Origin of the sequence: Paenibacillus sp. Leaf72 (genome assembly GCF_001422685.1) — a bacterium.
GTDB lineage: Bacteria > Bacillota > Bacilli > Paenibacillales > Paenibacillaceae > Pristimantibacillus.
On sequence record NZ_LMLV01000034.1, the window covers coordinates 24,226 to 36,679 of the forward strand.

Genomic DNA, 12,454 nt, shown 5'->3' on the forward strand with positions numbered 1-12,454 from the left:
AAGTGCTGGAGATTTTAGCTTTGAGGGCCCGTGCAATACAAAAATTGAAGAATGGGGTAAAGAGAGGCTTTAAATTAGCTGGCCGACAGGAAGAGCAGGCAGACGAAGCCACTGCCGGCTACTTCTGGCCTAACGAGAAAAAGCATTAGCCTGGCACGCCAACTGCAGCAGCGCCGAGCAACTGATAGTTAGTGAACCCGGCTTGACCGACTGCACTAAACTGGCGAAAGTAGCCGGCGGCTACAGGAACTTTCGGGAGGAACAACCAGGAAGCGTGTTCCTCAGCTAGCAGCAGCATTCGCTGGTATGCCGATCGAACGGGTCCCGAAGAAAAACAGGCGCTGGCCAAGGCTTAGCCTTCGTCTCAGTCTACAACTTTTTTGCCTATAGAATACATGTGCCCAGCAAGCCAACGGCACCTTCACTTGCCGACTTGAGTCGTTGATTAACCGCTCACGCTGAATCAGTCTTCCGAGAACAATCGGGAGTACGTGCTGCGGATTTACCGCCCAGGAATCGCTTTGAATCGGCCCATCGGCTGGCTGGTATGCCCATCGCACCGATATGTTTGTACATGCAGGCACACGTCCACAGCTTTGCCTCCGTCTTCGTCTAAGGGTAAGCGTGAGAAGACGCTCTCCAGTCTACTTATATATCTTAATTGTAATTTATCTTAATTGTTCAATTGGCCGATATAGATATAAAGGAGATGGGGAAAATGGAAAATATGTTCATTAATAAGCAAATCACTGCTAATATCGATACAAGTAAACAGCGGGAAGAGTGGAGAATCTTTGTGAATGGAAACAGGGAGATCATTCAGAAAGTGTTTCATCAATATAATATAAAAAAAGGGGGGAGAGCACTCTTACTAGGAGCTGGGAATGGAAACGACATTGATATTCTGTTAATGGAAGAACTGTTTGACGAAATCGTATTGGTTGATATCGATGAATATGCATTGGACAGATTTTTGTTGAAGACTAAAAACAAAAGCAAATTCAAAAAAGTAGTTCTTGACCTTAGTGGTGTAGGGGCTAAAGCCCAAAATATTTCTAATATGACGGAGCAAGACAGGATTACATATTTAAATAATCTGCAGTCAGATCTCGATTTTCCAGATTTTCCAAGTGATTTCGACTTTGTAATGAATTGCAATTATACAACACAATTGATAAGCCCTTTTTTTATGAGCCAATTAAATACGAGAATTTCGAGTGAAGCAATAGCTGCTATTAATTTATGCGCAGAGAGAGTTATTACAAAAATCTTCAAAGAGATTTTTAAAATTTTAAAACCTGGTGGGGTCTTAATTCACTCTACCGATGCTATTGAATACAAGCATGACAAAATTAGAGGATCATTAAACCCAGCCGGGCAGATTATTAATGAAACCACTCATGGAAAAATCTTCGATTTGCACAATCATCCTCAAGTGATGTCGGAGATTATGGCCCGAGGCTTAGGGATTTCAGGTTCTACAGTTCCAAAAATTGCTTTTGAAAAATTCATAAAAACCCCTCATATATTTTTCAATTACTGGCCTTTCACTAATACTCCAGAAGAACTTAGAGTTTACGTAGTTTGTATATATGTGTTTGTAAATTGATATGGTTAAATATCCATTAGCAGCCGGCTGACGAACGGCTGCTTTTTTTACACAAAATACTGAAATTGATTTGTGCAAAAAAAGTTGGCGGAGACTAACACCCTAGAAGAGTTTGAATTGACGTGGGTCTGCCGACAATACAGTGCTGGTGATTTTAGCTTTGAAGACCCGTGCAATATAAAAATTGAAGAATGGGGGTAAAGAGAGGTTTTAGTTTCGCTGGGGGACAGGAAGAGAAGCCGATAAAACTTGAAATAAAGTAATTGCACAGGGATTTGGCCACACTGTTCGAATCCATTAAGAAACATAAGAAAATATAATCTTACGGACACTCTATGTTTGATATAATAAAATGTACCCATTTACTACAGTTGCAGAGGTGTATATTATTGAGCCACATTTTCCCGTTTGATGAGTTCTCCGAGATTTGGAAGCAAGAACCGATCGTTTACCTGATACAAACGCCATTTTGGATCTATACCGCTATTCATCTACTACCTCCCAATATGTTCTAGATATATTGATCCGAATATCGGAGCATGTTTGGATTACAAACCAAGTCAATGCCGAGTATCTGAAGCATTACCGCGGAGTGATTGAGCGGGAGAAGATCAAATACCACGATGTCACCAACCAGGTTCATTTGATTACGCAGAAAGCGAAAAATGACATCATAAACCGATTCCATCAGTACAAGGGTTTTCTGTTCAGAGAAAATAAAGTAGTAGACTGTCGGTCTTGCTACTAAGCCATATTTTCAAAACAATGAACGTCAGCTTCTGGAAAATAAGTATTAGACTCAGCTCATTTTCTTTCCCTCAATCACTCGAAAAAGAAAAATAAAGTATTAGATTTAGCACAACCGTTATAACAATCTATTTAGAGGGTTTTGTCCTAAAGAATCTGTCTAATGCAGTCGGTCAATGGCTCTTGCCATACACCTTTAAATCCCTTAGATCACGATCCCTCATCCTCTGATGGAAAAACTCTTTTGGTATATTTATCATGACTGAATTCAGGCAATAATCTATAGGAAATTGGGCAACCAATCTACCTTCCCAAAGCTCGTTAACCGTGTAATCCTCGAAAAAAGTACACTCATCATCGCGCCACACAAAAATTCTCGTAGTATCCTTAGCTCTAAAACTATCTATATGCAGAGAACCGCACTCCCCCTTGTCAAGACGAGCTAATGATATCTTCTCTCTCCAATGTTGAGGTATCCTTTCTTTTATACCATCGTTACGACTAGCAGTTCCTATGTAAACTTGACAATACTCATCTAAGACCATAACATAGTGCCCGTAAATACCAGCTACAGAATTAAGATCTTTAATTTCATAAAACTTATTTGAAGCTACAAACTTATGCAGTTCTTCATTAAATTTCTCTCGAGACAGTGACTTAAAGTATTTCATATTGAGATCAAAACGAGTCATAACCTTCTCTAACTTAAGCTTTGATTCTTCAAACGAAGTGGCATTATCTTTATCACTCGTCTTCACATAATTATCGGCGGTTAGTTTATATCCACCGTCTTTATTGTGTACCTTCACTCCAAAATGCGGGATCATATATATTCCGTCCTCCTATCTCTATCCCTAAAAAAGCCCACCTAAACAACATTATATATTGTAGATGCTGGATAGAGGAAACCCGAGGTTTTATGTGATTCTTTGCTTGCCTGATGTCATTATCTTTCCTTATCATTTTCCCGACATCTCGCTCGAAACATGCTTACACATTGGGCTAAACTCAGAACATTCGAGTTAAAAAGTCTGCCACAAGAGAGTCAGTCTAATACTTTATTTTCTCAGTCTAACACTTTATTTTTCTGTCTAGTACATTATTTTCTTCTGACATTTTCATTTTCCGAAAATTAATGAACTCACTGACATCATTGAGACTAAGCTTGCTGAAATCGAAACCGAAGCTACCCAATTTCAGGATGTCATCAAGGATGAAATTGAGATGAACAAGTCCATGCTTGATACGGGGAACGTTAAATTGTTTATGGATCAGCTGGCCACACAGGAAAAGGTCGGTCAACCGTTTTCCTATCGCGAAAAACTGGCTCTTTTCACAGAAGGAGATTCTAGATTTTTACGGAAACTCCCTCAAGGCTACATGGATGAAAAAGAAAAAGATAAAAAAGACGAGACCAAGACGCAAAAGTTCGGAGATTTAATCGTTTGGAAGCAACAGCTATTGTTTGCGGAAGAAAGCGGGCGCCCCGTAGTTTTCATAACAAACGATAACAAACCCGATTGGTGGAAATTAAACCAGGATGGCAGACCCGAGTCACCACGGCCCGAGCTTATCGAAGAGTTCAGCTGCTACAGCGATCAATCTTTTATCATGGTCGGAATGGGTGAGTTCTTAGATCACCTTTCTCAAATATTCGACTTTGAAAACTCACTCGCTTATCTCGAACTTAATGCAGAGGAACTCGTCGATGATCTGATGACTTCTGCAGGGTGGCAGGAAACGCTGGACGAAAATGTGAATTTCACCAGCTATCTTATCCATAGCGGCGATCTGCAATTTGCAGTCGGCAACCCATTGACAGATGTTGAAGTGATAGAGTTTTCCCAAGGTGTGATTGACATCGAGAGTGTTGTATATGACGGAACAATCGCTTCGCTGGCTGGTACTTTTTCTATTGAGGCGGAGGTCACAATCGAACAGTACGGTGATCAACCAGTAGAAGGCGAAGTAAAGGTGAGTGGCATGATTAACGTGCAATTTGAGCTTGATGCTGAGAATAAAGAGGACAAAATCAAGCAGGATACCGTAAAACTTCAACTTGGCGGATTCGAAGTAACGAAATTTGTCGAATATACTGATGCTGAAGATTCGGTGTGGGCAAGTGTTGTACAGTGACACAAACTTTACCTCTTGCTGAATCCTTATTTTATAAGGATTTTTTATTATTTAGTGAATCTTTGTGTCGCATATTTGTGACACAAAGATTCACCCTTTCGAGGATAATGACACAAAGTTTATCCCTATAGAGGAGTTTGTAATATTTCGAGCGGCGAAAATACTATTCGAGTATATTACGATCGTGATATGCATAAGCCTAAGTAGGACGTGTTTGTTGCTTACTTGTCAAAAGAAAATAAAGTATGTTCTTAGTGCTTAGCTTAAGATAAGTCCCCTGTAAAGGAACCAGGAACGTGAGCGGCAGTCAACCCTAAGGCACAGCTCGCTCCTTTAACCTGGTCTATTGCACAATGTAACGAACTCCTTCCCCGATTTTTGATCGCTTCCTTGTTCAAGATTTGAAAATATCGGCTCATAGGTGGCTCAAGCTGCTGAAGACATGAGGGATTTTACTAAGCAGCGTCCAAATATCGTTCACGACATTCCATTTTGAACCCTTTTCTGTTATAATTTTGTAAAAGTGTGAGGAGGGGAAGGTAATTGAACAAAAACAAGCTATTTTTGTGGAGCTGTATTTTTCCGCTTTCTTCAATTTTTTGGAGCCAACTTTATCAAGATGGGTATCGATTATTTAAATTGGGGTTTCCATTTAATTTTATTACGTATCATGGTTTAGAGGCTCCCGCTTACAACATTCTCATTTTTAAAAATTTCTTTACTTTAACGTCATTTAGATTAGATATCTATACATTATGTGTGTTAGCCACCTACTTTTTCCTCATTTTATTAACTAAAATGAGGAACCGAATCAAATCACACACTACATGATTTACATTAGATATTGGTAACTAAAAAAGACGATCACACCTCAAAATCGAGCTGTGATCGTCTTAACTTTTTAATAGAGACGTAAACTAGCATTCCATTCATCATTCAACGTAGCTCCAATAGGTATGTTGTTCCAAGTAATACCTAATAGATAATAACCCAGTGTTTTAATCTTCATCGTGTCGCCAGGGCTATTTGTAGTAGTAAAATTATATGAGTGATTAGTCCCGACCCACGTATATATGTGTATACCGCCTAAGTAAGAGGTAAAATTGGAGGCACTTGTAAAGTAGGCATTTCCGTTAGCGTAAGAATAACTATAATCATAAGCAATATTACAAGTAATAGTTATTGCAGTGCCTCCCCATAACGCATTACCTGGACACCACCATGAATTCACGTGAGAATCATTATAAGTTGTAGCAGCTAGACTACTAAATGAGTTCAATTTACTTTGTGGGCTTACAGGAATAAGGATTTCCTCTTCAGCATTGGACTTTGCGGACTGAATGGATTTTTTAAATTCTTTAAGTTGGATTTCCAATTCTTCGAGGTTGTTTATCTTTAGTGTTTCATTCGCCGTTGCAATAATCGAACTGTCTTGGGTAGCTTCGAAACCATACTTATTAAGTAAATTAATCAGATCTTGCTGTGAACTAGCTTCTTCTTTCGCACTTGCGACAGAAACGCTGGAAAAGAGAAACATTAAGGTGAACATAATAGAAGCAAACTTTTTCATAATAACCTCCATATAATATATTGTGTTAGGCGTCTGGATATTCTATGAAGTAAGAGTTTCTAATTTGTGGTTCCTTTGGATAATACCTCCTTACTAATAACATATCACATTGCATCAATTTTGTTAACATTTTTTTACATCTAGATGGAATAAGTTTTTCAGAGATGCTCCGCTATAGAAATTGCAAGTACAAAGTTTTTCATAATCGCAACGCAATATATACGATACTCTTAAAAAGCCATTCGAACATAGACAGGTGGTAGGAGGGAGGTGCTCAAAATTCTGAATAAAATAAAGAGGCTTCCTAATTGGGAAAGTGCATTGTGTTCTGAATAGGGTACACCTTCAATAACAAAGAAAGCGTACTGAGTTTAAAGCGAGTAGTTTGCAGTATAATTAAGGGATGAGAGGCTTCATTGGATTAGGCATTAACGCAGCTGCCGGCGCAATTCGCTGCCCGCCGCTTAGCTGAAACGGATAACTACTATAGCCATGCTCTGCTGGAACGCCCACTCGATCTAGCCAGCTCAAACTATTTACACCAAGGTAAGCACCGAGAAATTGAGGAATATCATTATTTCAAATCCATTAGAAACTACATAATAATCAGATAGGATGTTTAACGATTCAGACTATGTTATCTTTTAATAAACGTGGCATACACACATCATTAGGAAATTTTTGAACCAGACTTCGATTAAGTTTGACACTTTGTTTAATGACACAAAGATTATCCCTTATGAGGACAGTGACACAAAGTTTATCCCTAAGTAGGAAATGTTGGTGCAACTTTAATTTTATGCTTGAAATACGGGTGAATAATTGTGTCATTTTATCTAAAGGGGTAAAGTTGCTGTCAATATAGGGATAAACTTTGTGTCACTGGACAAGTGTTGTGGACTGACGTTGATGGTAGACTGGTACGTCAGCTACAGTTGCACCGAGAACTGATGGTGTGAAGTAAGGCTGAAATGCTCTCCACAAACCATTGAAGGCACTTCAAACGTTTTGTAAGCATTCTCCGCAATCTGACTATGGCGAATAAACAATCCCGCTACCAATGGTAGCGGGATTGTTTTGTATAAATAATATTGTAGACTGGCGATGTTTATATTAGAATGGGAAGGTTTGACCGCTAAGGAGGATATATGTTCATGTCCTTGAGGAGAGAGAAAGAAAATATATCATATCCCTAAAAAGAGTGGAAACACAGAATTATATTTTACTTCCCAAAATAACGGTTTCGAGAAGTAAAATGTGTGGTATTATGATATAGAGGTGATTTTATGGAAAATGTTGAAAATAACAATATGGAACAACTAATTGACTCATTCACTATTTATCTAGAAGTAAATAAAAACTATTCTCCAGGAACAGTCCAAGCATACAATGGTTCTTTAATTAAATTGTATATCTGGCTCAAAGACACTCGTAACATAACATTAATACAAGATATAAATACAAATGATCTTCAATTGTTTTTGGGAACCTTACGCCATCCTCAGAAGATTAATAACAGTAGTAAAAACCATCCTAAGGCCGGGAAAATATTTGAAGCTACCACACGAGCTCGAAATATATCAGCTATAAAACAGTTCTTCAAATGGGCTATTAAACAACGCTACATCCAGTATGATGTATCACAATACATTGAAAATCCAAAAATGCCATCACGTCTACCTAAAAGTCTTACGCTGCAGGACGCAGTTAAGTTCGAGGAATCATCAACCAATCGAAAATTCAAAGAGCGAGATCATCTCATAACAGTGCTTTTTTTACTCTTAGGTATACGTGTCTCCGAATTAGTTAATATTGATCTTCACCATATTAATTATGATGAAGGTACAATCTCAATTATCGGAAAAGGAAACAAAGAACGGCGTTTGGCCATTACACCAAAAATTATTAATGGCTTAACAGTTTACTTACCTTTAAGAAAGGAAGTTTTAATTAAACGAAATAATATTAAAGAAACTGCTTTATTCATATCGTTGAAGCGTGGTCAAAGACTTAATAGGAGATCTATTGCTCTTATCATTGAGGATATCGCTGCAGAAGCGGATGTAAAAGCAAACAACTTAAAAGTATCTCCACATAAACTAAGACATACCTGTGCGACGGTTTTATATAACGACGGTCAAGGGGCAGATTTATTAGCCTTAGCCGACCTACTAGGTCATGCAGATCCAAAAACAACAACAATCTACACAAAAGTTAATACAGAAAAAATGAGAAATATAATTACTTCAAATCCGTTAGAGTTAACCTAATGGATGTACATGCTAGGGAATAATAAAGACAAGAACGCACTTATGTTTGTAAATGCGTTCTTTTGTCTATCCATGCATAACAATACTTTATCGCTTTAACGCACTAATGAACAAAATTGGTTTTTTGTTCATATGTATATTTATTCATATATTTGATTTTTTATTCATAGATTTAAACCTATCAGCATTCCGCCCGGCTAGCTTCTACGCCCTCTCTGCTACAATTTTCTTAAGACTGCACATTAAATTTTATCTTAAGCCCCTTCTCCCTCCTGCAAAAGAAAGTGATTGTAGCAGTAAGGAGAAAATTAAGTTATAGAATTAGGAGTTCATGAACACAACGTCTGGCTGCGCGGCCCGCTTTCATACCTCACCTATCCTTTTGCCTGTTTGACGGAAATGTCATTAAAATAAAGAGAGACAGCACATTGGTGCTGTCTCCAAACTCCTTCTGATATATGAAATGTGATGGATTAGCCTTCACAGTAAAGAAAACCGTCTTCTGTGTACCAGAAGGCGAAATCAGTGCCTGCTTCCATTTGTTCATGAATGTATGACATCCCGCCGATGGCGTGGATGATTTTAGGATTAAACAGGTGTGACACCGATTCAAGCGCATCCAGCTAACAAATGATAAGCTTGGGGCGTTGTTCTGAATTATCGGTATTCCAACGTGCATTTTCTAATATGTATGCGTCTGCAGCTGACATGTTTTCTCTCCCTCATATTTCAAGATGAATTTGCTGACCAAAGAAAATAAAGTTGTAGACTGACATAAACGTCCTTATATTATTTATACCCCTTGGATCTTATGCTATTCTTGTACTGATTAATGGTAGCTGAAAGCGTAACTAATGACAATATCCAAAGAGGAATATCCTGAAAAAATCTAAAGATGGCTGTAATAAAAATCAGAACGCCAATTATGAATTTTCCTGTTGTATTGAACAAATATATCGCCTCCTTAAATAAATTCGGTCCGCACTTCCCCCGATTGAGAAAAACAATAATAGAATTATCGAGGAAGTGCCCTTCTCTTCAATTGGCTACCTATTGCGGCTTCCTTCATCACCGAGAGAACCTGATACGTTAGCTGCAGTTGCTCGTGCCGGCCGCCATCGATGTCGTTCAGCAGTTCATTTATAGCAGATCATAAAACTCACTACTTTGGATCATTACAATTCGCTCTTTATCAATTTCGCAATCTATCATACTATCAAGCATCTTCTTTTCTTCTCCTGGACCGTGGTAATAAACCTTCCAATTTGCCTTTTTAGAAGTTTTAAGATCTATTTCTTTAAAATAAGGAATGTCTACACCAGAGAGTGAATGTCCTATAACAATGATTTCTTCAATTTCTTTACCTCGCAGACTGCTGAGCTCATGCATATACTCGCTAATATCCTTATAGGTTTCTGTAAGGTAATTTATCAATGTGCGAAGAATGCTCATTGCCTTTTCATGCTGTGAACCTTCTGCTTCATCGCAATCCTCTCTCATGCGATCTATTTTTCCTCGATTACCATGTCCTAAAACAGGAGCTATATCGCCTTCACGTATAGAGCCATGGATGTGAATGACTTCATATGGGTCAATTTGATAGACATTTTCCAGAACCTCCGTATAGTTAAATGTTATATAAATGGCTTCATTATCTGGATTTATTAAAGTCGTTCTAGGTCTAGCATTATCAAGGTTAATAGTTTTTGCCCATTCTAATAGATAGAGGGCTAATTCTTTTATGTATTGATATTCAATTGCGTGATGTTGTTCCAACGTATCGAGAATGTCATATTCATTCTCCAATCCCAAGTTCATGTGAACTGCGTCTTCAATAATCCGGTCTGAATCAATGTTTGCCAAATTTGTTTCCAAGTCATTCCAAAACATTTCACCTACGCTTTTTGTATGTTTCTCCTTTTGATAATAGGGATCAGATAAGTCAGGTTGGTATATAGAATAGGTTTCTTCGAAGGACATTAAAAATTCCCAATGCTTCTCTTCAAGATATGTTCGAAACTGCGAATAAGTCGTAGGTAAACCATGCCCTCGATCAAAACCATTCCCAATAATAAAAAGTTTCAAGTTTAAATGCCCCCATTTGATTTTCTCAGATCAATTGTTTTAAATACACTTGTTTTGCAATTGGATAAGGCCTAGCGCTCATCTATAGTGTAATTTCCATGGTTCACGCATGCTGCCTCTCGTTTAACTCTAATTATACTATATCCCCTATTTTCTAGTCCTGCTTAACAAGATACTTTTTCAATCCCCGGTCCGTTCAGTCGCATGGTCAGCGAGCGACAGCAACTAAGCCGTTAAGCCGCTGTCACCGAGGTATTATTAGTCCAATAAGTCACGAGAATCTTTGATTGATTACTTCGTATCTAGAGAAATCTCATCTAGCAGATCGGATGAATGATTCCGAACATTTCCTACTATTTTCGATACTGGGTAGGCATACATATCATTTGAATCATAAGGTTTAAACAGCCTTTGGAGTAATTCTTTATCAACAATCTCAGAGTCCAACCAAATTCTCATCTCTTCTTCGCTTAATATGACCGGCATACGGTCATGAATTTTACCCGTTAGTTCGTTAGGTGTTGTTGTGATGATTGTACAACTCTGTATTTCATCACCTTGATCACTTCTCCACCTGTCAAAAAGTCCGGCAAATCCAAATACTTCACTAGATTTAACCCTTATTCGATATGGTTGTTTATTTTTCCCATCTCCAGACCATTCATAAAATCCATCCGCAACGATAATTACTCTGTTTTGGGGAAACACTGAACGGAATATTGGTTTGCTCTGTAACGTCTCTGAACGGGCATTAAACGTGTTGTAACCAATTTGCCGAGTCTTTGCCCATGATGGCAACAGACCCCATTGAAATCCAGCTAGAGTGCGTTTCCCATCGATCGAAATAATTCCAGCAACCTCTTGGGAAGGAGCTATGTTAAATCTTGGTGAATGTTCATAATTCACAGTTTGAATTTTCATCGTATCAAGAATGGTCTTCTCTTCAACTGCTAATGTAAAGCGTCCACACATAGAGTTACCTCCCAATTGTTGTTTATTATCTGAAAATCGAATACTAATATTGTTTCCTGCTGCTGGAACTTAAAGTTCATCATCTACTTTCTTTTTAGTATAAAGGATTATTTATATGGCAATGATAGAAACATACCTAGCTATTGGATGAAATCAAAGTGGCGGTGGCATTATCACAGAATAGACGGCAAAGTTCTATGATTGCTACCGCACATTTTTCACAAGCTTCAGACAATCAAAACGATTACTTTATTTTTTACCGTATCCTAAAATCTTTCCTTGGCGAAGTAATCCTGTATCAGTCAGTTCAAGTGCTGATATTTGTACTGAAAATGAACCCTTTAACCACACTACATTAGAGTTTTTCAATCCACTCGGTACTGCCTCAAAAGGGCAATTTCCTTTATTGATGATTAAATATTCTTGTAGAATTCTTTTTGATGCTTGATCCAATACCGAAACTTGGCCAATATATCTATTGTCATATCGAAGAATTAAGGTAGATACTCGATCCTGTTTGAGCTTGATGCCCACAGCTTCAGCAAACAATCGTATTTCCTTTCTTTTTTTATACCAATATTGATGATCCTTTCCTTCTACATATGGACTATCAAGTCTTTTTGAGATTATGCCCTCCCAACCTCTCTCCAACACCCAATTCCACAATCCAATACCATCACGATGTAAATCTGAGACAAACACCCGAGGGTAATTAACTGGAAATTTGGATTGCAATCGTAAGTAGCGCTCTTCAAATTTTAATTTTCGGATGTCTTCTCCGTCATCTTGAAGCAAATCAAACATGACATACATCAAAGAATCATCAAATTTTTTTCTATTTTTCCCTACTAATACACGTTGAAAGTTTGGCTTTTCCCCATCGAAATAGAATATTTCACCATCAGTTATGCAAGATCGGTTTTTTATTCCGCTTAGTAGCTCCACGATTTCTGGAAAACGATCATTACGTGGCTCTACTTTTTTTGAAAAGAGTTCGATTTTTTTTCGTTATCCCATCTTGCCAGTGTACGGACACCATCCCATTTGATTTGGTAACCCCATTCT

10 protein-coding genes are annotated in these 12,454 nt (G+C 38.0%); 4 read left to right on the forward strand and 6 right to left on the reverse strand.

Translation table 11 applies throughout. From position 1 onward, the window contains the following. Positions 1-145 precede the first annotated feature (145 nt). A complete protein-coding gene (locus ASF12_RS29070) occupies positions 146-349 on the reverse strand; it encodes a hypothetical protein (RefSeq protein WP_056042148.1) in 204 nt (67 codons plus the stop codon). A gap of 369 nt (positions 350-718) precedes the next feature. Here ASF12_RS29070 and ASF12_RS29075 point away from each other — a divergent pair, with 369 nt between their 5' ends. Then, positions 719-1,609 carry a hypothetical protein gene (locus ASF12_RS29075; protein ID WP_056042149.1) on the forward strand — a complete coding sequence of 297 codons (891 nt, stop codon included), beginning with the start codon at positions 719-721 and terminating at the stop codon, positions 1,607-1,609. A gap of 427 nt (positions 1,610-2,036) precedes the next feature. Continuing rightward, positions 2,037-2,357, forward strand: coding sequence for a PIN-like domain-containing protein (locus ASF12_RS36710; RefSeq protein WP_162241947.1), 321 nt, complete (start codon positions 2,037-2,039; stop codon positions 2,355-2,357). 172 nt (positions 2,358-2,529) lie between these two features. Here the strand turns inward: ASF12_RS36710 and ASF12_RS29080 are convergent, their stop codons facing one another. Beyond that, on the reverse strand, positions 2,530-3,183 hold the full coding sequence (locus ASF12_RS29080) for a hypothetical protein (RefSeq protein WP_056042151.1): 654 nt from the start codon (positions 3,181-3,183) through the stop codon (positions 2,530-2,532). A 322-nt stretch (positions 3,184-3,505) separates the two neighbouring features. Between ASF12_RS29080 and ASF12_RS29085 the strand changes: the two genes are divergently transcribed. After that, a complete protein-coding gene (locus ASF12_RS29085; RefSeq protein ID WP_268795481.1) occupies positions 3,506-4,492 on the forward strand; it encodes a PIN-like domain-containing protein in 987 nt (328 codons plus the stop codon). Positions 4,493-5,393: 901 nt separating this feature from the next. Here ASF12_RS29085 and ASF12_RS29095 read toward each other — a convergent pair. Further along, entirely contained in the window at positions 5,394-6,062 is a 669-nt protein-coding gene (locus ASF12_RS29095) for a hypothetical protein (RefSeq protein ID WP_056042157.1), read from the reverse strand. Positions 6,063-7,348: 1,286 nt separating this feature from the next. On the opposite strand from ASF12_RS29095, the gene ASF12_RS29100 reads away from it, so the two are divergent. Beyond that, complete coding sequence (locus ASF12_RS29100) at positions 7,349-8,332, forward strand: tyrosine-type recombinase/integrase (RefSeq protein WP_056042159.1); 984 nt, start codon at positions 7,349-7,351, stop codon at positions 8,330-8,332. A 1,140-nt stretch (positions 8,333-9,472) separates the two neighbouring features. On the opposite strand, the gene ASF12_RS29105 is transcribed toward ASF12_RS29100, so the two are convergent. The 3 genes from ASF12_RS29105 to ASF12_RS29115 form a co-directional block, all read right to left on the reverse strand. Beyond that, positions 9,473-10,417 carry a bacteriophage abortive infection AbiH family protein gene (locus ASF12_RS29105; protein ID WP_056042161.1) on the reverse strand — a complete coding sequence of 315 codons (945 nt, stop codon included), beginning with the start codon at positions 10,415-10,417 and terminating at the stop codon, positions 9,473-9,475. 291 nt (positions 10,418-10,708) lie between these two features. Beyond that, positions 10,709-11,389: an SOS response-associated peptidase gene (locus ASF12_RS29110; protein ID WP_056042162.1), complete on the reverse strand. Its 681-nt coding sequence runs from the start codon at positions 11,387-11,389 to the stop codon at positions 10,709-10,711. A 249-nt stretch (positions 11,390-11,638) separates the two neighbouring features. Continuing rightward, positions 11,639-12,388 (reverse strand): ATP-dependent DNA ligase, encoded by a 750-nt coding sequence (locus ASF12_RS29115; protein ID WP_081419116.1) that lies wholly within the window; start codon positions 12,386-12,388, stop codon positions 11,639-11,641. Between the last annotated feature and the right edge of the window lie 66 nt (positions 12,389-12,454).